20 protein-coding genes and 1 riboswitch are annotated in these 26,271 nt (G+C 69.9%); of the genes, 13 read left to right on the forward strand and 7 right to left on the reverse strand.

Annotation, left to right across the window (positions count from 1 at the left end; all coding sequences use genetic code 11):
• Positions 1-49: 49 nt before the first annotated feature.
• Positions 50-145: riboswitch (glycine riboswitch) on the forward strand.
• A 175-nt stretch (positions 146-320) separates the two neighbouring features.
• Positions 321-3,206 carry an aminomethyl-transferring glycine dehydrogenase gene (gene gcvP, locus RKD20_RS36945; RefSeq protein WP_424881484.1) on the forward strand — a complete coding sequence of 962 codons (2,886 nt, stop codon included), beginning with the start codon at positions 321-323 and terminating at the stop codon, positions 3,204-3,206.
• 92 nt (positions 3,207-3,298) lie between these two features.
• Here the strand turns inward: gcvP and RKD20_RS36950 are convergent, their stop codons facing one another.
• The gene (locus tag RKD20_RS36950; RefSeq protein WP_424881485.1) at positions 3,299-5,251 is read right to left on the reverse strand and encodes an amino acid transporter; all 1,953 of its coding nucleotides are present in this window, start codon (positions 5,249-5,251) and stop codon (positions 3,299-3,301) included.
• 861 nt (positions 5,252-6,112) lie between these two features.
• On the opposite strand from RKD20_RS36950, the gene RKD20_RS36955 reads away from it, so the two are divergent.
• The 4 genes from RKD20_RS36955 to RKD20_RS36970 are packed head-to-tail and all read left to right on the forward strand — an operon-like array spanning position 6,113 to position 10,341.
• Positions 6,113-7,408, forward strand: a complete 1,296-nt coding sequence (locus tag RKD20_RS36955; RefSeq protein ID WP_020123459.1) for an extracellular solute-binding protein — start codon at positions 6,113-6,115, stop codon at positions 7,406-7,408.
• Positions 7,409-7,414: 6 nt separating this feature from the next.
• Positions 7,415-8,413: a carbohydrate ABC transporter permease gene (locus RKD20_RS36960; RefSeq protein WP_424881486.1), complete on the forward strand. Its 999-nt coding sequence runs from the start codon at positions 7,415-7,417 to the stop codon at positions 8,411-8,413.
• Positions 8,410-9,243 (forward strand): carbohydrate ABC transporter permease, encoded by an 834-nt coding sequence (locus tag RKD20_RS36965; RefSeq protein ID WP_424881487.1) that lies wholly within the window; start codon positions 8,410-8,412, stop codon positions 9,241-9,243. Before RKD20_RS36960 ends, RKD20_RS36965 begins: the two co-directional genes overlap by 4 nt.
• 60 nt (positions 9,244-9,303) lie before the next feature.
• Positions 9,304-10,341, forward strand: a complete 1,038-nt coding sequence (locus tag RKD20_RS36970) for an endo-1,4-beta-xylanase (protein ID WP_424881488.1) — start codon at positions 9,304-9,306, stop codon at positions 10,339-10,341.
• Between the two features lie 181 nt (positions 10,342-10,522).
• Here the strand turns inward: RKD20_RS36970 and RKD20_RS36975 are convergent, their stop codons facing one another.
• The 3 genes from RKD20_RS36975 to RKD20_RS36985 all read right to left on the reverse strand — a co-directional run bounded on the left by RKD20_RS36975 (position 10,523) and on the right by RKD20_RS36985 (position 12,898).
• Positions 10,523-11,560 (reverse strand): LacI family DNA-binding transcriptional regulator, encoded by a 1,038-nt coding sequence (locus RKD20_RS36975; RefSeq protein ID WP_424881489.1) that lies wholly within the window; start codon positions 11,558-11,560, stop codon positions 10,523-10,525.
• Positions 11,561-11,757: 197 nt separating this feature from the next.
• The gene (locus RKD20_RS36980; protein ID WP_020123464.1) at positions 11,758-11,955 is read right to left on the reverse strand and encodes a DUF5999 family protein; all 198 of its coding nucleotides are present in this window, start codon (positions 11,953-11,955) and stop codon (positions 11,758-11,760) included.
• Positions 11,956-12,331: 376 nt separating this feature from the next.
• Positions 12,332-12,898: a hypothetical protein gene (locus RKD20_RS36985; protein ID WP_424881490.1), complete on the reverse strand. Its 567-nt coding sequence runs from the start codon at positions 12,896-12,898 to the stop codon at positions 12,332-12,334.
• Between the two features lie 523 nt (positions 12,899-13,421).
• On the opposite strand from RKD20_RS36985, the gene RKD20_RS36990 reads away from it, so the two are divergent.
• A complete protein-coding gene (locus RKD20_RS36990) occupies positions 13,422-14,939 on the forward strand; it encodes a glutamate-cysteine ligase family protein (protein ID WP_424881491.1) in 1,518 nt (505 codons plus the stop codon).
• A gap of 21 nt (positions 14,940-14,960) precedes the next feature.
• Here RKD20_RS36990 and RKD20_RS36995 read toward each other — a convergent pair whose 3' ends face one another.
• Positions 14,961-16,739 (reverse strand): substrate-binding and VWA domain-containing protein, encoded by a 1,779-nt coding sequence (locus RKD20_RS36995; RefSeq protein WP_424881492.1) that lies wholly within the window; start codon positions 16,737-16,739, stop codon positions 14,961-14,963.
• Between the two features lie 183 nt (positions 16,740-16,922).
• On the opposite strand from RKD20_RS36995, the gene RKD20_RS37000 reads away from it, so the two are divergent.
• Positions 16,923-17,723 carry a CPBP family intramembrane glutamic endopeptidase gene (locus tag RKD20_RS37000; protein ID WP_424881493.1) on the forward strand — a complete coding sequence of 267 codons (801 nt, stop codon included), beginning with the start codon at positions 16,923-16,925 and terminating at the stop codon, positions 17,721-17,723.
• On the opposite strand, the gene RKD20_RS37005 is transcribed toward RKD20_RS37000, so the two are convergent.
• Positions 17,724-18,536: a PhzF family phenazine biosynthesis protein gene (locus RKD20_RS37005; RefSeq protein ID WP_424881494.1), complete on the reverse strand. Its 813-nt coding sequence runs from the start codon at positions 18,534-18,536 to the stop codon at positions 17,724-17,726.
• A 158-nt stretch (positions 18,537-18,694) separates the two neighbouring features.
• Between RKD20_RS37005 and RKD20_RS37010 the strand changes: the two genes are divergently transcribed.
• From RKD20_RS37010 to RKD20_RS37020, 3 genes are all read left to right on the forward strand, one after another.
• Complete coding sequence (locus tag RKD20_RS37010; RefSeq protein WP_424881495.1) at positions 18,695-19,876, forward strand: NAD(P)/FAD-dependent oxidoreductase; 1,182 nt, start codon at positions 18,695-18,697, stop codon at positions 19,874-19,876.
• Between the two features lie 32 nt (positions 19,877-19,908).
• Complete coding sequence (locus RKD20_RS37015; protein ID WP_424881496.1) at positions 19,909-20,823, forward strand: RNA polymerase sigma-70 factor; 915 nt, start codon at positions 19,909-19,911, stop codon at positions 20,821-20,823.
• Between the two features lie 84 nt (positions 20,824-20,907).
• Positions 20,908-21,798 (forward strand): alpha/beta hydrolase, encoded by an 891-nt coding sequence (locus tag RKD20_RS37020; RefSeq protein ID WP_424881497.1) that lies wholly within the window; start codon positions 20,908-20,910, stop codon positions 21,796-21,798.
• Positions 21,799-21,817: 19 nt separating this feature from the next.
• Here the strand turns inward: RKD20_RS37020 and RKD20_RS37025 are convergent, their stop codons facing one another.
• Positions 21,818-21,991, reverse strand: coding sequence for a hypothetical protein (locus tag RKD20_RS37025; protein ID WP_424881498.1), 174 nt, complete (start codon positions 21,989-21,991; stop codon positions 21,818-21,820).
• A 574-nt stretch (positions 21,992-22,565) separates the two neighbouring features.
• Between RKD20_RS37025 and RKD20_RS37030 the strand changes: the two genes are divergently transcribed.
• The 3 genes from RKD20_RS37030 (at position 22,566) to RKD20_RS37040 (ending at position 25,965) form a co-directional block, all read left to right on the forward strand.
• Positions 22,566-23,072 (forward strand): DinB family protein, encoded by a 507-nt coding sequence (locus RKD20_RS37030; RefSeq protein WP_424881499.1) that lies wholly within the window; start codon positions 22,566-22,568, stop codon positions 23,070-23,072.
• A gap of 979 nt (positions 23,073-24,051) precedes the next feature.
• Positions 24,052-25,104 (forward strand): pentapeptide repeat-containing protein, encoded by a 1,053-nt coding sequence (locus RKD20_RS37035; RefSeq protein WP_424881500.1) that lies wholly within the window; start codon positions 24,052-24,054, stop codon positions 25,102-25,104.
• A gap of 144 nt (positions 25,105-25,248) precedes the next feature.
• The gene (locus RKD20_RS37040) at positions 25,249-25,965 is read left to right on the forward strand and encodes a GNAT family N-acetyltransferase (RefSeq protein WP_424883406.1); all 717 of its coding nucleotides are present in this window, start codon (positions 25,249-25,251) and stop codon (positions 25,963-25,965) included.
• The last annotated feature ends 306 nt before the right edge of the window (positions 25,966-26,271 follow it).

The raw sequence follows: 26,271 nt of genomic DNA on the forward strand, positions 1-26,271 counted from the left end.
ACTCGAAGACCCGTGCGGTGGCCTCGCTGGTAGGCTTGCGAGCGGCTGCTGACCCCGCGCGGGAGAGTCCTCCGGACACCATCGGAGGCGCCGAAGGAGCAAATCCTCCCCGGAATCTCTCAGGCTCACGTACCGCACGGACGAGGTCACTCTGGAAAGCAGGGCGGGTGTCGACGGCTTCCGCTCTCACCGACGGTGAAAGCCGGCGGCCTTCGGGCGGCCGGTGAAGCTCTCAGGTCGAGATGACAGAGGGGGAGGCCGTCGGGGTACCCGCGCCGGGGTACCCCTCGAAGGTCGCGTCAGACCAGGAGGCCTCCGCAATGACCGCCCACCGCATTCCGCTCGCAGAGCTCGAGCAGGGGATCCCGTTCGAGCAGCGTCACATCGGTCCGGATCATGAAGCCCGGGCCAAGATGCTCGCCCAGGTCGGCTACGGCTCGCTCGACGAGCTGACCGCCGCCGCGGTACCCGACGTGATCAAGAACGCCGATGCGCTGGAACTGCCCCGTGCGCGCACCGAGGCCGAGGTGCTGGCCGAGCTGCGGTCGCTGGCCGACCGCAACCAGGTGCTCGACTCCATGATCGGACTCGGGTACTACGGCACCTTCACTCCGCCCGTCATCCTGCGCAACGTCATGGAGAACCCGGCCTGGTACACGGCCTACACGCCGTATCAGCCGGAGATCTCGCAGGGACGGCTCGAGGCTCTGCTCAACTTCCAGACCATGGTCGCCGAGCTCACCGGGCTGCCGACCTCCGGTGCCTCGCTGCTCGACGAGGGAACCGCGGCGGCCGAGGCCATGGCACTGTCCCGCCGCATGGGGAAGAACAAGAAGGGGCTCTTCCTCGTCGACGCCGACGTGCTGCCGCAGACCATCGCCGTGATCGAGACCCGTGCCGAACCGACCGGCCTGGAGGTCGTGGTCGCCGACCTCAGCGACGGGATCCCGGCCGAGATCGCCGGGCGTGAGATCAACGGCGTGCTGGTCCAGTACCCCGGCGCCTCCGGAGTCGTACGGGACATCAAGCCGCTCATCGACCAGGCTCACGAGCTCGGCGCTCTCGTGACCGTCGCCGCCGATCTGCTCGCGCTGACCCTGCTGAAGTCGCCGGGTGAGCTCGGGGCGGACATCGCGGTCGGTACCACGCAGCGGTTCGGTGTGCCGATGGGCTTCGGCGGCCCGCACGCCGGATACATGGCCGTACAGGAGAAGTTCGCCAGGAGCCTGCCCGGGCGGCTCGTGGGCGTGTCCGTGGACGCCGACGGCGACAAGGCCTACCGGCTGGCGCTGCAGACGCGTGAGCAGCACATCCGCCGGGAGAAGGCGACCAGCAACATCTGCACCGCGCAGGTGCTGCTCGCGGTCATGGCCGGGATGTACGCCGTCTACCACGGGTCCGACGGGTTGAAGGGCATCGCGCGGCGGACGCACCGGTACGCGAACGTCCTCGCCGCGGGGCTGACGGCCGGTGGGGTCGAGGTCGTGCACGGGTCCTACTTCGACACGCTGACCGTGCGGGTGCCGGCCAGGGCCGCCGAGATCGTCTCCGCGGCGCGCCGGAACGGCGTCAACCTGCACCTCGTCGACGCCGACCACGTGTCCCTCGCGTGCGACGAGACCACCGCGCGGGCCCAGGTGGGTGCCGTGTGGAACGCGTTCGGGGTCGAGGCCGACATCGAGGCGCTGGACGCGGCCACCGAGGAGGCGCTGCCGGACGCTCTGCTGCGGGGCGACGACTTCCTCACCCACCCCGTCTTCCACCAGTACCGCTCCGAGACCGCGATGCTGCGCTACCTGCGCAGGCTCGCCGACCGCGACTACGCGCTCGACCGCGGCATGATCCCGCTGGGCTCCTGCACCATGAAGCTCAACGCGACCACGGAGATGGAGCCGGTCACCTGGCCCGAGTTCGGGCAGCTGCACCCCTTCGCGCCCGCCGAGCAGGCGCAGGGGTATCTGACACTGATCCGCGAGCTGGAGGAGCAGCTCGCCGAGGTCACCGGGTACGACAAGGTGTCCCTGCAGCCGAACGCGGGCTCGCAGGGCGAGCTGGCCGGGCTGCTCGCCGTGCGCGGGTATCACCGGGCCAACGGGGACGACCAGCGGACCGTGTGTCTGATTCCGTCGTCCGCGCACGGGACCAATGCCGCCAGCGCCGTGATGGCGGGCATGAAGGTCGTCGTCGTGAAGACCGCCGGGGACGGCGAGATCGACGTCGAGGACCTGCGGGCCAAGATCGAGCAGCACCGCGACGAGCTGTCCGTGCTGATGATCACCTACCCCTCGACGCACGGCGTGTTCGAGGAGCACGTCGCCGACATCTGCGCCCAGGTGCACGAGGCCGGCGGTCAGGTGTACGTCGACGGGGCGAACCTCAACGCCCTGGTGGGGCTGGCCAAGCCGGGGCACTTCGGCGGTGACGTCTCGCACCTGAACCTGCACAAGACCTTCTGCATCCCGCACGGCGGCGGTGGCCCGGGCGTCGGTCCGGTCGGCGTACGGGCGCACCTGGCGCCGTATCTGCCGAACCATCCGATGCAGCCCGAGGCCGGCCCGGAGACCGGCGTGGGGCCCGTCTCGGCCGCTCCCTGGGGCTCCGCGGGGATCCTGCCGATCTCGTGGGCGTACGTCCGGCTCATGGGCGGTGAGGGGCTCAAGCGGGCCACGCAGGTGGCGGTGCTCTCCGCCAACTACATCGCCAAGCGGCTTGAGCCGCACTACCCCGTGCTCTACACCGGTCCCGGCGGACTGGTGGCGCACGAGTGCATCATCGATCTGCGGCCGCTGACCAAGGCGACCGGGGTGAGCGTCGACGACGTGGCCAAGCGGCTCATCGACTACGGCTTCCACGCGCCGACCATGTCGTTCCCGGTGGCCGGGACACTGATGATCGAGCCGACGGAGTCCGAGGACCTGACCGAGCTCGACCGGTTCTGCGAGGCGATGATCGCCATTCGCGGGGAGATCGAGAAGGTCGGGGCAGGGGAGTGGGACGCGGACGACAACCCGCTGCGGAACGCTCCGCACACCGCCGGTGCGCTGGGCGGTGCGTGGGAGCACGCGTACACGCGCGAGGAGGCCGTGTTCCCGGCCGGGGTGTCGGTGGCGGACAAGTACTGGCCGCCGGTACGACGGATCGACCAGGCGTTCGGTGACCGGAACCTGGTGTGTTCGTGCCCGCCGCTGGACGCGTACGACGACTGACCTGACGTGAAGAGGGCCCCGTCTCGGACGGGGCCCTTCTTCTTTGCGCCGGGGACTGTTCGCTCGGGGGAATGTGCCGCCGGCTGCGTGGATCAGGCGGTGTGGACCCGGGGACGGCGGGCGCGGTCGGGTTCCGCCTCGCGGAGGACCTCTCGGGTGACGGGGGCGACTTCGCCCTGACCGAAGAGGAAGAACCGCAGGAAGTTGCGGAAGGGGTTGCCCTCGGTCCATTCGAAGTACATGTGGGGGATGCAGCCGGTGAGGTCGCGCACATGCAGGAGGAGGGCGGCCAGGGCGTTCGGGATGGAGGAGGACTCCAGGGTCAGGACGCGGTAGCGGCCGTGCAGGACCTCGCCGCGGACGGTGAGGCCGGCCTCGAACTCGGAGGGGTCCAGGACGGTGACCTCGACGAAGACGAAGTCCTCGCCGGGGAGGTCGTGGTCGTCCCGGATCTGTTCGATCTTCTCGCGGTACTCGGCCTTGTCGCGCTGGTCGGGTTCGTTGGCGATGAAGCGGATTTTGCGGCTGGCGATGTCCCGGATGAAACGTTCCGCCATCGGGTCGAGCGTCACGCTGGTCACGCGCAGCTCGAAGGCGCGGGCAAGGCGGGAGAGGAGGGAGACGAGGATGATGCCGGCGATGAAGCAGGCGCCGATCTTGACGCCGTCGGGGCGTTCGATGATGTTCGCGACGGTGACGTAGAGGAAGACCGTCGAGATGACCGCGAAGCCGATCGTCCAGCCCCGCTGGACGGCCTTGTGCGCGGCGATGGTCACGGCGATCGCCGCTGAGCTGATGAGGACCAGGACGCCGGTGGCGTAGGCGCCGCCCTGGGCGTCGACGCTCGCGTCGAAGGTCCAGGTGACCAGGAAGCCGATCAGGGTGAAGACGATGACCATGGGGCGCACGGCGCGGGCCCAGTGCGGGGCCATGCCGTAGCGGGGCAGGTAGCGGGGCATCAGGTTGAGCAGGCCGGCCATCGCGGAGGCGCCGGCGAACCACAGGATGGCGATCGTGGAGACGTCGTAGACCGTGCCGAAGGCGCCGCCGAGGTATTCGTGGGCGAGGTAGGCCAGGGCGCGGCCGTTGGCCGGGCCGCCGGACTCGAAGTCCTTCTCCGGGATCAGGAGGGTGGTGATGAAGCTGGTGGCGATCAGGAAGACGCTCATGATCAGGGCGGCGGTGGTGAGCAGCTTCCTGGTGTCGCGGATCCGGCCGGTGGGGCGCTCCTCGGTGTCGCCGGCGTCGCCCTTGACGTGCGGCATGACGGCGACGCCGGTCTCGAAGCCGGACAGGCCGAGTGCGAGCTTGGGGAAGACCAGCAGGGCCACGCCGACCATGGCGAAGACGTTGCCGTGCTCGGCGGTCAGGGCGCTGGACCAGTCGGTGACGACGTGCCCTGCGGTGACGACGTGCCACAGACCGACGACCACCACGACCACATTGAGGGCGAGGTAGATGCCGACCAGGGCGACCGCGACGCCCACGGCCTCCAGGAAGCCCTTGAGGAAGACCGCGCCGAGCAGGGCCACCAGGACGAGGGTGATCAGCATCTGCTTGTCGTGCAGGGCGCTGGTCAGGTGGGGGTTCTCGACCAGGTGGGTGGAGGCGTCCGCCGCCGAGAGGGTGATGGTGATCAGGAAGTCGGTGGCGGCGAAGCCGAGCAGGGTCAGGACGAAGAGCTTGCCCTGCCAGAACGACAGGAGGCGTTCCAGCATGGCGATGGAGCCCTCGCCGTGCGGGCTTTCCTCGGCCACGCGACGGTAGACGGGCAGGGCGCCGGCCAGGGTGACGAGGACGAGCACGATGGTCGCGATGGGGGAGAGCAGGCCGGCGGCGAGGGCGGCGATGCCGGGCTGGTAGCCGAGGGTGGAGAAGTAGTCGACGCCGGTCAGGCACATCACCCGCCACCAGGGCTGACCCTTGTGCGGGGGCTCGGGTTTGGCGTGCGGACCGGTATGGCCGCCGCCCTTGCCCATGTCCGAGAGGCCTTCCAGCATCCAGGAGCGCAGACGGCTCGGGGGCGGGTGCTCGGTGGTGGCCATCGGGGGCGCTCCTAGGTACGGCTCGGTTCGGGTCCGGCCGCCCGTCCGACGGCGGGACCAGCGTAAGCGGAGAGTGACGCTCGGGCCCGCGGTGCAAGGCTGCAGGGGCGTCAAACTTCCGTTAAGACTCGGCATGAGGGACGTCGGAGACGAGGGACGGTCCAGTTGAGGGGGCTGTCTCGTCCCGGTTCGAACTGCTGGGGCGGGTCGGCCGAGGTGGACACGCAGCGTCATGTCGGGACCGGGGCCGTGAACTCACCGTCTCGCCGATCGGCACCCGGCGTGGTGTTCCGACCGGGTGTGCCGGGCGACGACACCGATCCGCTTCGTAATGTTCGCCAGAGATGGCGAATGTTTCGGCACTTCAGGGGGGCAGGCGCACACGGGCGCGACGACATAGCCGTAGGAGGCTACCGCCGTCCTCGTGCACTGTGGACCGCCCCGTACGGAGTGACTGTCCGGCGGGTGAGTCGATCGCCCTGCATCGCGCGGGAGCGTCGTCCGGCTTCCGAGTTCCGGGCACGGCCGCCGGGTCCGGCCGCCGTGCCCCCGCCCGCTGTGTGACCCTCAGGTGGTCTCGACGCCTCGGCGCCCTGCCGTCGGGGGGAGCCGGGCGGGGCGTCCCGGATCGCGGTCGCAGGGCGAGTGCTCGCACGGCAAGCGCTCCCCGTTCCCCGACGCGAGGCCCTCCGGGACGAGTTGGCGGGTCAATCCCCGAACATTCCCCGTGCACAGGGGGTTGCCACCGTTTAGTAGCTGTCTCTAGGGTGCGGCAGCAGCGAAGCTTTCTGGATCTACTCCGAAACTTTCGGACCTCAGGACGGACAAGGACGGCTCCGTCCCGTACCCAAGGAGCGCATCATGGGCGACCCGGCACTGTCCCGCCGTGGTTTTCTGGCGGCGTCCGCCGCGGCCGGTCTGGGCATGACGGCACTGACCGGTTGTGGCGGCGACTCGGACGGAGGTTCGTCCGACGGGACGACCACGGTGGAGTGGTGGAACATCTCCACCACCGAGCCGTCGAAGAGTGTCTGGGCGGCCCTCGCCAAGAAGTTCGAGGCCGCGAACCCCAAGATCAAGATAAAGATCGTCCAGCTGGAGAACGACGCCTACAAGTCGAAGATGACGGCGCTGACCGCCTCCGGGAAGCTCCCCGACATCTTCCACACCTGGGGCGGCGGCGTTCTCAAGCAGCAGGTCGACGCGGGCCTCGTCGAGGATCTGACCGACCGGACCAAGCCGTGGGCGGACGGTCTGCTGAAGGTCACCAAGGAGCCGTACATCTACGACGACAAGGTCTACGGCATTCCGTTCGACATGGGCATGATCGGCTTCTGGTACAACAAGAAGCTCTTCCAGCAGGCCGGTGTCAGCGAACCGCCCACCACCTGGGGCGGATTCCTCGAGGCCGTGAGCAAGCTGAAGGCGAAGAACATCACGCCCATCGCGCTCGCCGGCAAGGAGAAGTGGCCCGGCATGTACTACTGGGCCTACCTCGCGATGCGCACCGCGGGCATCGACGCGCTCCAGAAGGCCAGTGAGGACAAGGACTTCACCGGTGCCGGATTCGTCGAGGCCGGCCGGCACCTCAAGCAGCTCGTGGACCTCCAGCCCTTCCAGAAGGGCTTCCTCAACGCCGCCTACTCCACCCCGACCGGCCAGGCGGCCGCCGTGGGCAACGGCAAGGCGGCCATGGAGCTCATGGGCCAGTGGGCCCCGTCCGTGGAGGCCGACGCCGGGAAGGGCCTCGGCAACGACCTCGGGTTCTTCCCGTTCCCCGCGGTCGAGGGCGGCAAGGGCGCCATCACCGAGGTGTTCGGCGGGGGCGGCGGACACGCCCTGCGCCGGGGCGCCCCGCAGGCGGCCGTCGAGTTCCTGAAGTTCTTCGCCTCCGAGGCCACCGAACTGGAACTGGTCAAGAAGACCAGCATCCTTCCCGTGCTGCCGAACGCGGAGAAGGCCATGACCGACCCCAACCTCAAGCTCGTCCAGGCCCAGTTGAAGGCCGCCACCGGCTTCCAGCTCTACCTCGACCAGGCGTACGCCCCCGCCGTGGGCCAGGAGGTCAACGACAGCGTGGCCGCGCTGATCGCCGGCTCCAAGTCCCCCGAGCAGGTCGCCCAGTCGATCACGCAGACCGCGAAGGAAGAGCAGTAGCCCGCGATGACCTCCACGTTCCTCGCAGACAAGCGGAGCGGTCCGGGCACCGATCTCCCGCCCCCGGAATCGGTCAGGGCCCGGGGGCGGGGCCGCCGGCGCGTACTGCACTGGCTGACCGCGGTGGGCTTCCAACTGCCCGCCCTGGTGCTGTTCATCGGCATGGTCCTGCTGCCGATGCTGTTCGCGCTGTACGCCGCCTTCTTCCGTTGGGGCGGCTTCGGCATGCCCTCCGACTACGTCGGCACCGACAACTTCACCAACCTCTTCGACAACCCGATCTTCCTCGGCGACCTGTGGCGCTGCCTGGTCCTGGTGCTGCTCTCCCTCGTGCTCCAGCTGCCGTTCGCGCTCGCCATGGCGGTCCTGCTCAACCAGAAGCTCCGCGGCCGGGCCGTCTACCGGATGCTGTTCTTCGCGCCCTACGTCCTGTCCGAGGCGATCACGGGCGTGCTGTTCAGCATGGTCTTCGCCCCGGACGACGGACTCGCCGACCATGTCCTGGGCGCGGTCGGACTCGACGGCCTGGGCGGGCTGTGGTTCGCCGACCCGTCGTATGTCATGGCGACGCTCTTCCTCGTCATGACCTGGAAGTACTTCGGCTTCCACATGATGCTCTACCTGGCCGGACTCCAGTCCATCCCACGGGAGTTGACCGAGGCGGCGCTCATCGACGGCGCCGGCGCCTGGCAGCGGTTCCGCAACGTCACCCTGCCGCTGCTCGCGCCCACCCTGCGCATCAGCGTCTTCCTGTCCGTCATCGGTGCGATCCAGCTCTTCGACCTGGTCTGGGTGATCACCCAGGGCGGGCCCGACCACCACTCCGAGACGATGGCCGTGACCATGTTCCAGTACGGCTTCAAGCGCTACCAGGTCGGCTACGCCAGCGCGATCAGCGTGGTCATGTTCGGTATCTGCCTCGTCTTCGCCCTCGCCTACCAGCGGTTCGTGCTCCGCCGCGACCTCGAAGGGGCCACCACGACGATGAGGGGGGACGGCAAGTGACGCGCCGTACAGAGGGTGTGCGCACCCTGCCGCTGCACGTGATCCTCGTCGTCGTCGGCGCGGTGATGATCGTGCCGCTCGTGTATGCGGTCCTGTCCGGGTTCAAGTCCACCGACGAGCTCTCCAGCAATCCCTTCGGGCTGCCCGAGCACTGGCTGACCAGCAACTACACCGACATCCTCGGCGGCGGCGACTTCTGGCGGCTGCTCGGCAGCAGCACCCTGATCGCGGTCGGTACGACGGTGCTGGTGGTCGCTCTGTCCGCGCTCGCCGCGTTCTCCTTCGCCCGGTTCGCCTTCCGCGGCCGGGAGGCGCTGTTCACGCTCTTCACGATGGGGCTGATGTTCCCCTTCGCGGTGGCGGTCCTGCCGCTGTTCCTGCTGCTGCGCTATCTGGGGCTGCTGGACAACCCGCTGGGCGTGATCCTGCCGCAGGCCGCCTTCGGACTGCCGATGACGATCATCATCCTGCGGGCCTTCTTCCGGGAGATCCCCGGGGAACTGGAGGAGGCGGCCACCCTCGACGGGTGCAGCTCCTTCGGGTTCTTCTGGCGGGTGCTGCTGCCCATGGCACGGCCCGCGCTCGGCACGGTCTCGGTGCTCGCCGTCGTCACCAGCTGGAACAACTTCATGCTGCCGCTGCTGGTGTTCACCGACAACACGTGGTGGACGCTGCCCATCGGGGTGCAGCAGTTCCAGGGCCAGTACTCCGCGGAGTACGCCCGTGTCTTCGCCTATCTCGTCCTGGCGATGGTGCCCGCCCTGGCCTTCTACTCGGTCGCCGAGCGCCAGCTCGTCGGCGGCCTCACCGCCGGTGCCACGAAGGGCTGACGGCGGCGTCTCGAAAAGTACGGCTCACCCACCCCGCACCCGCACGTGAGGAGTCGCCCCATGCGCAAAAACCGTCTGAGACTCGTCGGAGTCCTGGCCGCGGCCCTGGTCGTCACCGGCCTCGGCGCACCCGCCCAGGCCCACGGGAAGCCGGCCACACTGGCTGACCTCGCCCAGCGCCACGGCCGCTACTTCGGCAGCGCCACCGACAACCCCGAGCTCGTCGACGAGCCGTACAAGAAGGTCCTCGGCAGCGAGTTCGACCAGATCACGCCGGGCAACGGCATGAAGTGGTACGCCACCGAACCCCAGCCGGGGGTCTTCGACTGGACCAACGGCGACGAGATCGTGAACCTCGCCCGCGCGAACCACCAGAAGGTGCGCGGTCACACCCTCGTGTGGCACAGCCAGTTGCCCGACTGGATCACCTCGCGCGAGTGGACGGCGGCGGAGCTGAGGCCCGTACTGAAGAAGCACGTCCAGACCGAGGTACGGCACTACCGGGGCAAGGTCTTCGCCTGGGACGTCGTCAACGAGGCCTTCAACGAGGACGGCACCTACCGCGAGTCCGTCTTCTACAAGACCCTCGGCCCCGGGTACATCGCCGACGCCCTGCGCTGGGCCCGCCAGGCCGACCCCAAGGTCAAGCTCTACCTCAACGACTACAACATCGAGGGGATCGGGGCGAAGAGCGACGCCTACTACAACCTGGCCAAGGAGCTGAAGGCGAAGGGCGTTCCGCTCGACGGGATCGGACTCCAGACCCATCTGGCGCTCCAGTACGGCTATCCGACCACCCTGGAGGACAACCTCCGCCGCTTCGCCAAGCTCGGCCTGGACACCGCGCTCACCGAGGTCGACATCCGGATGATCCTGCCCGCGACCGAGGAGAAGCTGGCCCAACAGGCCCAGTGGTACGCCGACTTGACCGACGCGTGCCTCGCGGTGCGGCGGTGTGTCGGCATCACCATCTGGGACTACACCGACAAGTACTCCTGGATCCCGGCGTTCTTCGAGGGCCAGGGAGCCGCGCTGCCCTGGGACGAGCAACTCCAGCCGAAGCCGGCGTACTACGCGATTCGGGCCGCGCTGAAGTAGGGGGCGAGGAAGAGGGGCGGGCCTGGGCGGCCGCGGCGGATTCACGTTGTCCTGCCGGGGCCGCCGGTTGGCTTGAGCGACGGTCGAGGAGTGGCGGGGATCCTGATGGCCGGGTCCGGGCCGGCTGCCGGGCGCGCCATTCGCCGGTGCCGCCCGGGCGGGAGACGGGCGTTCTGGCTCCTCAGGTAGTGGTCGGTGGTGCGGTGCTGGAGCGCACCACCAATTCCGTCCCCAGTTCCACGCGCGGCGAGTCCGGGCGTTGGTTGCGGGCCAGTTCGAGGACCGTGCGGACGGCCAGTTTTCCCATGTCGGCGAGGGGTTGGCGGACGGTCGTCAGCGGCGGAGCCGACCAGCGGACTTCCGGAAGATCGTCGAAACCCACCAGGCTCATGTCCTCCGGCACCCGCAGCCCACGCCTCCGCAGCGCCTCGATCGCGCCGAGGGCCATCTGGTCGCTGGCCGCGAACACCGCGGTCGGCGGCTCGGGCAGGTCGAGCAGCTTCTCGCAGCCCGCGAAGCCGGACTCCGGGTGGAAGTCGCCGGGCACGACCAGGGCCTCGTCGAAGGTGAGCCCGGCGCCTTCGAGGGCGGCGCGGTAGCCGTCGAGGCGGGCCCGCGAGCAGAGCAGCCGGGGCGGCCCGGCGATCAGGCCGATCCTGCGATGCCCGAGGGACAGCAGGTGTTCGGTGGCGGCGAGCCCTCCCGACCAGTTGGCCGCGCCGATGGTGGGGGCGTTCAGTGCGGGGGAGCCGGCCGGGTCGACGACCACCAACGGGACACCGAGCACGCGCAGTTCGTCGTGGAGGACCATGTCAAGCGCCGAGGTGACCAGGATGACCCCGTCGGAGGCGCGGGCGCGCAGGTTGCGCATCCACTCGCGCGCGTCGCCGGAGCGGCCGTGGATCGCGGAGACCACGGTGCCGACGCCCTCCGTGTGGGCGACCTCCTCGACACCACGGATGATCTCCACGGCCCAGGGACTGTCGAGGTCGTTGAAGACCAGGTCGAGCAGGGCGGCGCGGGTGCCGGGGGCCGCGGGGCGCTTGCGGTAGCCGTACTGCTGGAGCAGTTCCTCGACCCGCGCGCGGGTGTGCGGGGACACGTCCGACCGGCCGTTGACCACTCGGGACACCGTCGGCACCGAGACCCCGGCCTGCCGGGCGATCTCCGTGATGGTGACTCTGCCCCGGGGTTCGGCGTCGGCCTCGCCTGCTGTCACTTGCCCACCTCCGCGTCGGAGCCTCGAATACGTCGGGCTCGGAACTTCCAGGAGTCTTCCGGAAAAGTGGGCCCATACACAAGGCGTCACAGGGAGTGATCGCCGACCGACATGCGTCGGGGCCGGTGCGCAGACAGTCGCTGCGAGCCGGCCCCTCAAGGTCCCCGGGCGGTACGGCGGCCGCCGCCCGGTCGTGCTCAGGCGGCGGTGGCTGCCGCGAGTGGGCGGTGCGGGGCGATGACCCGACCGTCGGGCAGGAGCTCACCGGTGTCCTCGAAGAGCAGAACGCCGTTGCACAGCAGGCTCCAGCCCTGTTCCGGGTGGTGCGCCACGAGACGGGCGGATTCCCGGTCGGCGGAGTCGGCGGTGGGACACGGCGGCTGGTGCTGGCACATTGGTGGGATCTTTCGCTGTGTTGTGGTCATGACGTCCCCCGTTGCGATAACTCAGTCGGAACCCAGTGTTGCCCTACGGGCGTCTATCCGCAGGGATTTCGCATCACCACTTCTTCACAGGTTGGAGACGCGTCACCCGGTCGGACGGTTCAGTCCAACTGCACTGTCCCTTCGGGTGGTTCGAGGGGGCCTGAAAGGGCTAGTCCGCCTGGAACGGGTCCCGCAATCGGCTCGTCCGAGCAATTCTCTGCTCGTACGAGCAAATGGTTTCCGGGTGATCCCCGGGGATTGCGTACGACCTTAATGCCACCCGAAACGGAGTCGTACCCCGCTACCCGGAAATGCGGGGCGGGGTACGAGGACGCCGGGCGGGGTGTCAGGCGGGCGAGCCGAGCAGCGGGGCCGGAGTCACCCGATGGGTCAGCACCGGAAGCAGTTCGTCGGCCCGGTGCGGGCGGTGCGCGGCGATACCGGGCGGGGCCGGTGCCAGCGGGACGAGCAGGTCGGTGGCGGCGAGGCGGCCAGTGGCGGCGTCCGCCGCGCAGTCGCCGTGCAGCCACAGCGCGAGCATGTACAGGCCAGGGATCGACAGCAGGCGCGGCTGGTAGGACTGCTGCATCACCTCCGCCTGACGCAGCGCGCGCTCGGTGGACGCGATGTAGGGCCCCTCGAAGAAGTGCGAGAACGCCCAGCCGTCCGGGGTCAGCATGGTCTCGGCCGCGGCCACCGAGCGTTCGCCGCAGCGGATCAGGAACCGCCATCCGGCCAGCCTGGTGGCGGATCCGTCCAGGACGTGTACGGGCAGCGGGAGCTCGGGTGTGACGGGGCCCTGGGCGCGCAACAGGGAAGGGGTCCGGGCCTCGCGGACCGCGGTGGGCGAGGCGAGTGCGGTGAGGACGGAGCGAAGTGCGGGTGCGGGAGCCGGAGGGACATGCAGCGGCATGGTGGGTCGCCTCTCATTCGACAGGCACGGTGGCACGAGGGCGGGGGCGGACGACGCTGTCAGCTCAGGGGGTCAGAGAGGCGGGGGCCGGGGTCCGGTGACGCAGGTGCGGGTGGGACTGCCGTACGTCACCTGACGGCAGGATCCAGGACCGCGGGTGCCAACCCTCTGCCTTGTTCGCGGAGTTTATACGACATGTGTTCAGTCGATGTTTCGTCTAGCCGTTTCCGCTGTATCGGGCAAGGACGCATTCGGTCGGCGATACGCGAGAATCATCCCGATACCGCGGCTGCTTCGCGCCGGTGACCTCGGGGAATGTTCGGGAAGCGGTCGGCCAATTCTCGTCGGCGTTTTTCACGAGTTCTTCGGGGCACTCGAAACTGCTGACGGCCCCATGCCGAGTGAATGTGCCACCGGTCACATCCGACAGCGTAGCGGGCTCGGGGCCGCGGCGGGACGTTATCGATCGTTCCGACTGGGCATCATCCCACCTGACTCATGACGCAGCGAGGAGGGACCCTTCATGGGGGAGAAGGTCGTGGCAGGCCAGTTCGACCTGTCCGATCGCCAGCGCTACCGCGACAAGCTCCGCAGGTGCCTGACGGGGCTGGAGCGGCTACTGGCGGAGCAGCGGTTCGATCGCCCCAAGAACCTGATGGGTCTGGAGATCGAATTGAATCTGGTCGGCACCGACGGTATGCCGAAAATGCTGAATGGAGAGGTACTGGAACGCATCGCAAGCCGAGATTTCCAAACAGAACTCGCCATGTTCAACCTGGAAGTCAACATAGCCCCACACCGGCTGGGCGGGCGGGTATTCGACCGGCTCGCGGAGGAACTCCGTACCTCGCTGGCATATGCCGACCGTAAAGCGGGCGAGCTCGACGCGGGAATCGTCATGATCGGCATCCTGCCGACCCTGGACCGGGACGACCTGGTCTCCTCCAACCTGTCCGACGTCGACCGCTACACCCTCCTCAACGACCAGATCGTGGCCGCCCGCGGCGAGGACTTCGTCCTCGACATCGACGGGGTGGAACGCCTCACCTGCACCTCGAAGTCCATCGCCCCGGAGGCCGCCTGCACCTCGGTGCAACTGCACCTCCAGGTCACCCCGGGGCGCTTCGCCGACGTGTGGAACGCCGCGCAGGCGGTGGCCGGCGTACAGATCGCCGTCGGCGCCAACTCGCCCTTCCTCTTCGGCCGCGAGCTGTGGCGCGAGTCCCGGCCGCCGCTCTTCCAGCAGTCGACGGACACCCGCCCGCCGGAACTCCAGACCCAGGGCGTGCGGCCCCGCACCTGGTTCGGGGAGCGGTGGATCTCCTCGGCGTACGACCTCTTCGAGGAGAACCTGCGCTACTTCCCGGCCCTGCTGCCGATCTGCGACGACGAGGACCCGCTGAAGGTGCTCGACGAGGGCGGGGTGCCCTCGCTCGCCGAACTCGTCCTGCACAACGGCACGGTGTACCGCTGGAACCGGCCCGTCTACGACATCGCCGACGGCGTCCCGCACCTGCGCGTCGAGAACCGTGTGCTGCCCGCGGGACCCACCATCACCGACGTCATCGCCAACGCGGCCTTCTACTACGGCCTCGTCCGCGCCCTCGCCGAGGAGTCGCGCCCGGTGTGGACCCGGATGCCCTTCGAGGCGGGCGCGGCCAACTTCGACGCGGCCTGCCGGCACGGCATCGACGCGCGCATGACCTGGCCCCGGCGCGGTCGGTACGGCGGCACGGTCGAGGTCGACGCGGTGAGCCTCGTACGGGACGAACTGCTGCCGCTGGCGGAGGCCGGGCTCGCGGCGTGGGGCGTCGAGCCCGCCGACCGGGACCTGTATCTCGGGGTGATCGAGGAGCGCTGCCGGCGCCGGGCCAACGGGGCCTCCTGGCAGGCGGCGACGTTCCACCGGGCACTGGAGGCGGGACTGTCGCGGGACGCGGCGCTCGCGGCCACGACACGGCGGTACGGCGAGCTGATGCGCACGGGAGAGCCGGTGCACACCTGGCCGGTGGGGCTGCCGGAGCCGGCGCCGCTGGGGTGAGGGGCGCCGGCGGACGCGGGGTCAGCCGCCGCTGCCACCTTGAGCGCCCGCGGCCACGATCGCCTTCAGGATCACCGTGTGGATCTGGGCCGGGTCGTTGACCTGCTGGCCGGAGCCACCGGTGGCCTCGGCGAGCTGTTCGGCCTCCGCTCGGTCGGCGTCGGGGCCCACCGCGATCACGATCAGGGGGACCGGGCGGGCCGGGCTGGAGAGCTTCTCCAGTTCGGAGATCAACGCCCCGCGCGAGATGCTGCCGGGGTCCTGGTTGACCCCGTCGGTCAGCACCACCAGAGCGTTGAACTTCCCCTCGGCGTAGGAGGAGGTCGCCGCCTTGTACGCGGCGAGCGTGGTGTCGTACAGCCCCGTCGCGCCGCCCGGCACCGGCTCAAGGCCGCCGAACGCCGCCGACAGCCGCTCCCGTTGGGTGGTGCCCGCGGCCGTGCTGTCGCCCAGCCGGTCCGTCGGCACGAGGATCTTGTAGTCCTTGTCGCCGTCCAGCTTGGTGGAGAACTCCCACAGGCCGATCTCGTCCTCCTGGGTGAAGGTGGCGAGGGCCTGGAGGAGGGACGCCTTGGTCACGTCCATGCGGGAGCGGCCGGTCCCCGGCACGGGCTCCGACATGGAGGCGGAGGCGTCCACGACCGTGGTGATCCGCGCGCTCTGGACGGTGATCGTCCAGATGCCGAGGGCCTCCTGGAGCGCCGTCGCGGAGGCGGGTTCACCGGCCGCCGCCGCGTACGGCTGCGGCGCCCGGCCGCCGGCCTTCGCGACCAGTGCGGACGACACCTGGTCGTCGGAGGTCCTGAACCCCCGGTCCGTCAGCAGCTGTTCCTGCTCGGGCTTGTGCAGATAGGTCATGAAGCGGATCGCAGCCCGGCTCTCGTCCGTGCTCAGCCGTGTCTCGTCGACCAGCGCGTACGGGTAGTCCAGCCGCGGTGAGCCGTCCTTGGGGTAGAAGAAGTCCAGATCGTCCCCGGACTCCGCCGAGGAGTTGTGCGCGAAGGCCGCCTGCTCGGACACGACCAGCGCCTGGTTGCGCTTCGGATTGCCCCGCTCGGTGCCCGAGGAGTCCCGCGGCAGCGTCTCCACGAGCTGGCCGTCGCTGTCGGAGATGCGCTGCGAGAGCGACTTCATCATCGCCGCGGCCTGCGTCGCCCCGTCCTCGACCCGGCCCGCCGCACTGCTGAGCCGGGTCAGGGCGAGCAGCCCGGACGCGCTGCGCGCGGGGTCGGCGGCGCCCAGCTTGAGGGAGTCGCCCTGCAGGGTGGCGCCCGCCAGTTCGAGCCAGCCGTACGTCTTCTGCGGCCAGCCCAGCGACTTCGCGGCGGTCGGCACCATCGCCATCCCGACCGGACTGGAGGCCACGTTGCCCACGCGGGCCACCTTCGTCGCGCCCGCGTCCGTGGAGAGCTGCTCCAGCCACACGTCCGAGTCCGGCACCCACACCTGCGCCCCGGGGTCCTTGCCTGCCCCGAGCGTGTCCCTGACCTTGTACGACTCGCGCGCGGTCACCGAGATGGCGAGGCAGCGCCCGTCGGAGGTGAGGTTCTCGTCGTGCGCCCGACCGGCCGCGGCGCGCAGGGCGGGGGCCACGTCGGGGGAGGCGGCGACCTCGATCCGTACCGCCTCGTCCCGGCAGGAGGAGCCGAAGGAGAGCAGACCGCCCTGGACGGCGGCGGCCGTACCGCCGGCGACGGCCAGGACGAGCGCGGTCGCGAGGGCCACGGTGCGGCGGCGCGTGCGTGGACGGGGGTTGCTGCCGCCCGCCCCATACTGATCGGGCAAGCTGTGACGTCCCATGTCGGTGGTGCCCTCCCCTGAACCTCGTGCCGGCACAGCCTTGGCGGCAGGAAGGAGGGAGGTACGCCCCCGTACGGCGTCCGTCCCCCCGACGGCCTTGCGCACGATCTTCGTAACTTCTTTCGAAGGACCCTAGCGGCGCGGGGATACGGATGAGGCTGGATTACTCAACTGGAGGCAGGTGTGCAGGCGGAGGAAGGGGCAGTGGCCGATTCTTTTCCGCAGATGGCGCTCTCACGGAAGTTCTTCCGTGACGAGACGCTGCTCGTTCTGGGGCTTTCGCTCGGTGCGAGCGGTGTGTCCGCGCTGATCAGTTTTGTCGGATCGGTCACCAAACCAGGGGGTCTCAAGGACCAGGCGGCGACCCTCAACGCCTCGGCCGCGCCCGGCCGCCCCTGGCTGGATCTCGCCTGGCAGCTCTTCGGGATCGCGTCGGCCCTGGTGCCCGTGGCCCTGGTCGCGCACTTCCTCCTGCGGGAGGGCCAGAGCATGCGGACCCTCGGCTTCGACCGCACCCGGCCCGGCCCCGACCTCGCCCGCGGGGCCGGGATCGCGGCGGTGATCGGCAGCACCGGAATCGCCTTCTACCTGGCCGCACGCGGCCTGGGCTTCAACCTCACCGTGGTGCCCGAGGCGCTGCCCGACGTGTGGTGGAAGTACCCCGTGCTGATCCTGTCGGCGATGCAGAACGCGATCCTCGAAGAGGTGATCGTCGTCGGCTATCTGCTGCGCCGGCTGAACCAGCTGGGCTGGACCCCGGGCACCGCCCTGGTGGCCAGTTCCGTACTGCGCGGTAGCTACCACCTCTACCAGGGCATCGGCGGCTTCCTCGGCAACATGGTCATGGGCGTGGTGTTCGTCTACCTGTACCGGCGGTGGGGCCGGGTGGGCCCCCTGGTGGTGGCGCATTCCCTGCTCGACATCGGGGCGTTCGTGGGCTACGCGCTGCTCGCGGGGAAGGTGGGCTGGCTGCCGACCGCGTGATCAGGCGAGCAGCTCGCCCTCGATCACCGTGACCGCACGGCCCGTCAACAGGGTCCGCTCGCCGCGCGACCCGGTGCGGACCCGGCCGGAGCGGGGCGAGGCCTGCAGTCCGGTCAGATCCGTACGGCCGAGCCGCTCCGCCCAGTAGGGCGCCAGGGCGGTGTGGGCGCTGCCGGTGACCGGGTCCTCGTCGATGCCGACGTTAGGGAAGAAGCAGCGGGAGACGAAGTCGTAGCCCAGGTCCGGGTTCTCGGCGCGGGCGGTGGCGATGATCCCGCGCTCGGAGTAGGCGCCCAGGGCCTTGAGGTCGGGGCGCAGGGCGTGGACGGTCTTCTCGTCGGCCAGTTCGAGCAGCAGGTCACCGATGTTCGGACCGGTGTCGAAGGCGCTCAGCGGCTCGGCGCCCAGCGCCTCGGCGACCCCCTCGGGAAGCGCGACCGGCGTCAGCGGGGCGGTCGGGAAGTCCAGGGTGATCGAACCGTCCTCGCCGGGCGTGGCGACGAGGACACCGCTGCGGGTCGCGAACCGCACCGGGCCCCGGTGGGCGCCGGTGCCGTGCAGGACGTGGGCCGTGGCGAGCGTGGCGTGCCCGCACATGTTCACCTCGGTGGCGGGCGTGAACCACCGCAGCGCCCAGTCGGCCTCGCCGCCCGCGGGAAGCCGGTGGGCGAAGGCCGTCTCGGCGTGGTTGACCTCCAGGGCGATGTTCTGGAGCCGGTCGTCGTCCGGGAAAGCGTCGTCCAGGAGCAGGACCCCGGCCGGGTTGCCGGCGAACGGGCGGTCGGTGAAGGCGTCGACGATTCGAATGCGCATGGGCCGACGGTACGGCGTGATCTCGCGGCCGGGACAAGGCCAATCGGAGGCCGCTGGACCGAATTCCCGCTCCTGGAAAGTGATCCGGGTCACAGGCTGTCACAGCGTCCGCCCACCCGGTGTCTTGAGGCCGAACCCCTTGAGACGGAGGAGACATCATGAGCACCGAAGTCCTCGTGATCGGCGGCGGATACGCGGGCGTCATGGCGGCCAACCGCCTGACCCAGCGCGACGACGTGACGGTGACCCTGATCAACCCGCGCCCGGACTTCGTCGAGCGGATCCGGCTGCACCAGCTGGTCGGCGGCTCCCACGACGCGGTGGCCCCGTACCGCAAGGTCCTCGCCGAGCGGGTGCGGCTGCTCGTCGGCACCGTGACCGAGATCGACGCGGCCGGGCGCGGCGTGACGCTGGCGACCGGTGACAGGCTCGGCTACGACTACCTGGTCTACGCGGTGGGCAGCGGCAGCGCCGACCCGGACGTGCCCGGAGCGGCCGAGTTCGCCCACCCGATCGCCACCCTGGAGGACGCGAGGCGACTGCGGCCCGTCGTCGACGCCGTGCCCTCGACGGCACCGGTGACGGTGGTGGGAGCCGGCCCGGCCGGTATCGAGACCGCCGCCGAACTGGCGGAGGAGGGGCGCGCGGTGACCCTGGTCTGCGGTGGTGTGCTCGGCCCGTACCTGCACCCGCGGGGCCGGCTCTCGGTCGCGCGGCGCCTGGCCCGCCTGGGGGTGGCCGTCCTCGAAGGCCCCGGGACCAGGGTGACGGCCGTGGCCCGCGATGCCGTACGGCTCGACGACGGCCGTGAGTTGCTGAGCGAGGTGACCGTCTGGACCGCCGGATTCGGTGTGCCCGACCTCGCCGCGCGCAGCGGGCTGAGCACCGACGCCCTGGGGCGCCTGCGCACCGACGAGACCCTGACCAGCGTGGACGACGAGCGCATCGTCGCGGCCGGCGACTCGGCCGCGCCGTCGGACCTGCCGTACCGGATGGGTTGCCAGTCCGCGGTGCAGCTGGGCCCGCAGGCCGCGCAGACCGTGCTGAGCAGGATCGCGGGCGAGCGGCCCGCCACCGTCGACGTGGGGTTCGCCGGTCAGTGCATCAGCCTGGGCCGACGGGTCGGGATCTTCCAGTTCGCGCGCAAGGACGACACGGCGATCGGCCTCTACCTCGGCGGCTTCCTGGGTGCCAGGCTCAAGGAGATCATCTGCCGGAGCACCGTCTGGCAGCTCGGCTACGAGGCGCGCAAGCCCGGTGTACGCACCTGGTGGGCCAAGGACGCCAAGCGCCGGCAGAAGCTGACCGAGGCGCCGGTCACCGCCGGACAGACGGCCTAGACAGCGCGCTGCGACGGGGGAGGAACCCACACATGAGCGAGCACACCACCGACCCGGCGACCGAGACCTTCGTCGCCCACCGCAACCTGCTCTTCACGGTCGCCTACGAGATGCTCGGGTCGGCGGCCGACGCGGAGGACGTCCTGCAGGAGACCTGGCTGCGGTGGATCAAGGTCGACCTCGGGGAGGTCCGGGACCGGCGTGCCTACCTGGTCCGCATCACGACCCGGCAGGCCCTCAACCGGCTGCGCACCCTGACCCGCCGCAAGGAGGCGTACGTAGGGCCCTGGCTGCCCGAGCCACTGCTCACCGCACCGGACGTGGCCGAGGACGTCGAGCTGTCCGAGAGTCTGTCGATGGCGCTGATGTGCGTCCTGGAGACCCTGTCACCGACCGAGCGTGCCGTGTTCGTGCTGCGGGAGGTCTTCGACGTCGACTACGACGAGATCGCGGCCGCCGTGGAGAAGAGCCCCGACGCGGTGCGCCAGATCGCCCACCGGGCCCGTCGGCACGTCGACGCCCGGCGGCCCCGCAGGACGGCGTCCGCCGGTGAGGCACGGGCGGCGGTGGCGTCGTTCCGGCGCGCGCTGGAGACCGGGGACCTCCAGGGGCTGCTCGACGTGCTCGCCCCCGACGTCGTCCTGGTCAGCGACGGCGGCGGCGTCAAGCAGGCCGCACTGCGTCCGATCGTCAGCGCCGACAAGGTGGCCCGCTTCATCGCGGGTGGAATCGCCAAGTTCACCGTCACCCTCACCGGCGAGGCCACCGAGGTCAACGGCAGCCCGGCGCTCGTCCTGCGGGTGAACGGCGAGATCGACGGAGTTCTCGCGGTCCGCGTCGAGGAGGGCCGTATCACCGGCCTGTACTACGTCCGCAATCCGCAGAAGCTGACCCGGGTCGCGTCGAGGACTGCGCTGACGCTCCGGTCGGTGCCGACGGCGGAGTGAGAGTCCGCCCATTGCGCTCCCGACGGGGAGCATCCATTATCAGGATTCCTGTTATTTTAATCTTGTAGCGATGGGTGCTCAGTCATGTCGTTCAGCTCCGGAACCAAGGCCAGGGGGATCCAGCTCCTGCTCGGCCGCGTGATGTCCCGTGTACACAAGGACCTGCGCTTCACCGACATCCCGGCGCGCACCGAGACCCTCCGGGTGGAAACCGGTGCCGGGCCGGTGACGTGCACCGTCTACCGTCCGCCGGCCACCACCGCCACCCCCGCCCCCGTGTACGTCAACTTCCACGGCGGCGGGTTCGTGGTCGCCCGCCCCGAGCAGGACGACCACATCTGCCGCTACATCGCCGCCACGGCCGGCTGCGTCGTCATCAACGTCGACTACGCGGTCGCGCCGCAGCGGCCGTACCCCGCACCGGTCACCCAGGCCTACGACGTCACCGCCTGGGTCGCCGAGAACGGCGCCGCCGGCGGCTGGGACGGTTCGAGGCTCGCCGTGGGCGGACACAGCGCCGGGGCCAACCTGACCGCCGCGGTGTGCCGCCTGGCCAGGGAGCGCGGCACCTTCTCGCCCCGGCTCCAGATCCTCGACTCGGCACCGCTGGACCAGCTCGCCGACCCGGCCACCAAGCGGTCCCTCGTGGCCAAGCCGCTGCTCACCCCGCAGCTCATGCGGATCTTCACCGCCGCCTACGTCCCCGACCCCGCCGACCTCGCCCACCCTCTCGTCTCGCCCGGCCTCGCCGACGATCTCGCCGGACTTCCGCCCGCCCTGGTCGTCACCGCGGAGAACGACCGCTTGCGCGAGGAGGGGGACGCCTATGCCAAGGCCCTGGAGGCCGCGGGTGTCCCGGTCACCCACCGCGTCTTCGAGGGGGTCGACCACTACTTCACCCACACCGGCCCGGTGGCGGCCGGAAAGGAAGCCATCGACCTGATGGCCGGCACGCTGCGCGAGGCCCTGAAGTGACCGTCCCGTCCCGACGACGTCAGTCCTGATCGTGCCGCTGACCTGTGGAGAGGTGCGCGTCTCGGGAAGGGCCCCGCAGGGAGCGCGCGAGCTCGCAGACGTGTCGTGCCTGGGCGCGGGCGTCGATCCCCGGCAGGGCGGCGAGGTCCGTCACCAGGCGCGGGGCCAGTTCGTTGCGACCTGAGCCGATCACCCCCTTCCTGGGGCAGTGAGTGGACCAGCCGCAGGAGGTCACGGCGTTCCGCCGCCGGGAGACGCACCGAGGCTGTCACCGTGCTCTCCACCCGGGGCGCAGTCGTGGCGTCCAGCGGCGCCATGTCGTCCCGGACCGCCCGTCGAGCGTGGACGAACAGGTCGGGCATGGCGGCCACCCTTCCTTGCGTAGGTCTCCGGTGCGACGTCGGTGTCGACGGTGGGGAAGCCCGGCGCGGGCGTCGGCCGCCGGAGCAGCTCCGCACCGGGGCCGTCCCCCGCGAGCACCGCACGGACCTCGCCTTCGCCCAGCCCAGCCCGGATCGGTCGGCCAGGGCATGCCGGACGAGGCCTCTGTGGCCAGTCCGGCAGTCGCGCCAGCATCGCGCCGAACCCGGGGTGCTCCGTCATGCCCGCAGGCCAGGAACCAGGGCCTGCTCGGCGGATCATGCCGGGGCGCCCACCGGCGCCGAATCGCTGTAGCCGCCCGCCGGGGAAGGAGCCGGGGTGGAGCGAGTTGGGTCTGTCGTTAAATACCTCGACGTAGGTCGTGGTGATCGGAGACGCTTCGCTCGATGACCAGAATCGACGACACGCCGCCCGCGTGGGACGAGCGCACCCAGCTCACCACGTTTCTCGACTACACACGTGACACCGCCCGCGCCAAGTGCGATGGCGTCTCTGCGGAGAACGCCCGCAAGTCGCTCCTGCCGGGCTCACCGCTGATGACCATGAGCGGAGTGATCAACCACCTCCGCTGGGTCGAGTACTACTGGTTCCAAGTGGTCTTCCTCGGCGAGGAGGACCGGGGCCCCTGGACCGAGGAGGACCCCGACCGCGAGATGCGTATCGCCGTCGACTTCCCGCTCCCGCAGTTGCTCGACGAATACGCCGAGCAGAGCGCCCGCTATCGCGAACTGGTCGCCGGGACCAGCCTGGACAAGCAGGCCCAGCGAGCGGGCCGCAACGGCCTCCACGTCGATCTGCGCTGGATCCTCCTCCACCTCACCGAGGAGACAGCCCGCCACAACGGCCACCTGGACATCCTGCGCGAGATGCTCGACGGCACGACCGGCGACTAGATCCGGCGGAGATCATGGGCGGACCTGGTCCACCTGCCGCGGACGCCGTACCCCTGGCCCGCCGAAACCGCCGATATGGTCGGTCGGTTCGGCGGATGCCCGAGCTCGCGTGGCTGAGGATCGTCGGTCCCGTCGAGGTGGATGACGTCGCGTCGATCGTCACCGTCTACTCGGCCATGAGCGACGACGAGGCCGCCGCGGACCGGATCGCCTGAGGAACAGGGGTGAGGGCACGCTGGGTGGTGGGAGTCGGGCCGCACCCCTGGAAGGGGGCCGTTCGTGAGCGTCGGGTGCGCGCAGCGGTCTGAACGCGTTGCTGTCATCGGAGTGGGCATTCTCGGAGCCGGTGTGGGCTGGAACCTGTCTCGGCACGGGGCCAAGGTGGTCCTCATCGACGCCGGCCAACGAGGCGAAGGTGCACCAACTGGTCTTTCTCGCGGGTCAACGCCAGCAACAAGGCCGGGCGCAGGTCCCACTTCGACCTGAACGTTGCGGGCAAGGCGGCGTACCGGGAGCTTGCGGAGACCATCGGGCCGGGCTCGTGGCCGCAGGGCCCGACGCTGGTGGCGATCAGCAGACCCGGGCGAGGTCCTGGACCTGCGCCGGCAGCCCGACGGACTCGCCGAGGCCCGCACCAGGGAGTCACCCGACGTGCGTCGGTTGTGCAAACGGTGAGCGGGCTGCCCGCTGGTGGGCGCACAGTGGGTTCATGACAACGGGGGGCACACCACGGCCGGGGGCGCGGCGTGCGCAGATCCAGCGCATCGCCGGGCGGAGGAGGCAACCGCGGAGGACGTCGGTCGGCTCCCCACTCGGAGCCCGGCAGCGCGGCCAGCGCGCAGGGGCCACTGGGCGGCCCCGTACGCTCACCGGGTCGGTCGCCGCCGGTGATCCGCATCCAGGCGCGGCGCACAGCGGTGCCGCCGAGCGCATCAATTGGTGGGTCCGCCTGGAACGCTCCCTCGGCCTGCTCGCCACGATGGCGTCCCTCGCCGTTGCCGCCTTCGCATGGGTCTCGATCAAACAGGTCGGTCATGAGCAGGCCATCGCCCGGGAGGGGCAGATAACCGACCGCTACAACGCGGCCATCGGCAACCTCGGCGACGACTCCGAGGACGTCCGCCTGGGTGGCATCTACGCCCTGCAGCGCATCATGCAGGACTCCCCACGCGATCAGCACACCGTCGTCGAGGTCCTCTCCGCCTACATTCGTGCACACGCGCCGAAACCGAAGAAGGGCGCTGCCGCCCTGGACCGTCTGACCAGGGACGCGGCGGCAGCCCTATCGGTGCTGTGTGTCAGGGACGGCCGGCACGACGGTACGGCCGTCGTAGACCTTGAGGGAACGTATCTCCCCCACGTCAACCTCAACGGTGCCGACCTGCGCGGTGCGAATCTGAGCCACACCGACGTGCGGGACGCGTCCGTCAACGATGCGTACCTGAGCGGCGCCGATCTGAGTCAAGCCCGGCTGAGCGATATGGAGGCCCAGCATTTGGTCATGCGCCGAGCGAATCTGTTCCATGCGGTCCTGCGGAATGTCAGTGTGAGCCAGGTGGACCTGAGCGACGCGTCGCTCATGGCCGCGGATCTGCGGGACGCCTACCTGGATGCTGCGGACCTGCGTCGCGCCAACCTGCTGGGAACGGATCTGCGTGGTGCGTTCCTGCCCGCGGCGGACCTGCGGCAAGCCGAGGTCTTCGCGGATCTGCGAGGCGCCTACCTGGGAGGTGCGGACCTGCGCAAAGCGTTCATGAACAAAGTGGACCTGCGCGATGCGACACTCGGCTCCGCCGACCTCAGCGGAGCCGATATCACCGAAGCCGATCTGCGAGGTGCTGATCTGACCCGGTCCTCGATGGGAGGGCGCACCAGTGATATTCCGGACAGGACGGCCAAGGTCACCGTGCAGCAGCTACTGTCCGCGAAATTCGACGCGGCCACCCGGCTGCCGGCCGGGCTCGCCGCAGACCCACGCGTGAAGAAGGCGATGGCAGGTCCAACACGGGCCCACTCCTCTGCCCATGGGTGACGGCTCTTGCTCTCCGACCTCGCTCGCGACTCACGCGATACTGGCGCCGCCGCCCGGCACGGGAGCACCGCCGAAATGGTTCGGCCCATCCTCTCGGGGCGGTTTTTGAGCAGCCCGGCATCTCAATCCATCTGGTCGCCGTCGATGGATGCGTTAGTGGTCCGGGCCCGTGAGCTCTGGGAAGACCTGGCCCAAGTGCCGGTGTCGTTCGCCCCGTCGGGCGGTGTGAACGTCGTGGTCTCCCCCCGGTCCGGGCTGTGCCCGGTGGGCTGGGTCGGCGTGGTTGCGCTGGGCGGATCTGCGATCGTGACCGCGCCGAGTGAAAGTGCCGCCGTGATCGTTCGTGGCGCACTCGGGAGACTGCCGGTCGAGGCCGTCGTGGACAGCGCTTTGGTCCGGGAGGCCCTTCCGGTGGCTCGGGTGCTCGGGCCGGCGGCGCTGTCCTATGTGTCCCCAGCCAGTTTCCGGCCGGTGGAAGCCGGCGCGTTGACGGTGGAGCAACTGTCAGCTGCTCAACCGGATTTGCGGATCCTGGAGCAAGCGGCTGGTCATGAGGACGCCGGTGAGGCTGCTCTGGACGAGATCACGTCGCCCGCGTTCGTGGTCCGCGAGCACAGCCAGGTGGTTGCTGCTGCGGGATATCAGGTCTGGCCGGGGCGGACGGCCCACATCAGCGTGCTGACGGCGCCAGAAGTGCGAGGGCGAGGACTGGCCCGAGTGACGGGCTCAGCTGCGGTCGCTCATGCCCTTGCCGCCGGCCTGCTGCCGCAGTGGCGCGCGCGCCCTCCCGCCTCCCGGCGTGTTGCGGCCGCGTTGGGCTTCGAGGAACTGGGCTCCCAACTCAGCATCGAGATCGCTTAAGAGGAACGCTCCCGCTCACCGTCATGCCAGTGCAGCCAGAACGGCTGCGAGCCGATCCCCACCGGATTCGGATCGAACTCCATCAGCAGCAGTCGGTCCCGCTCCGGCCGCGACTCGAAGCCGACGTGCCGCCCGGTCGTCGCCGCACAGTGCCACCCCGGGAAGTGACGCTCACCGCGCGACCACCGGAACGTACGTACCGCATCGACATCCTCGAACCGGAGCGCCCTCAGTCGCGCGACCGGGTGAGACGGGACACGCGATCCGACTTGAGGGCCTTGCCATGCGATCGGTTCCGATATATCG

The organism is Streptomyces sp. SLBN-8D4, from assembly GCF_049739545.1.
Taxonomy (GTDB): Bacteria; Actinomycetota; Actinomycetes; order Streptomycetales; family Streptomycetaceae; genus Streptomyces; species Streptomyces canus_C.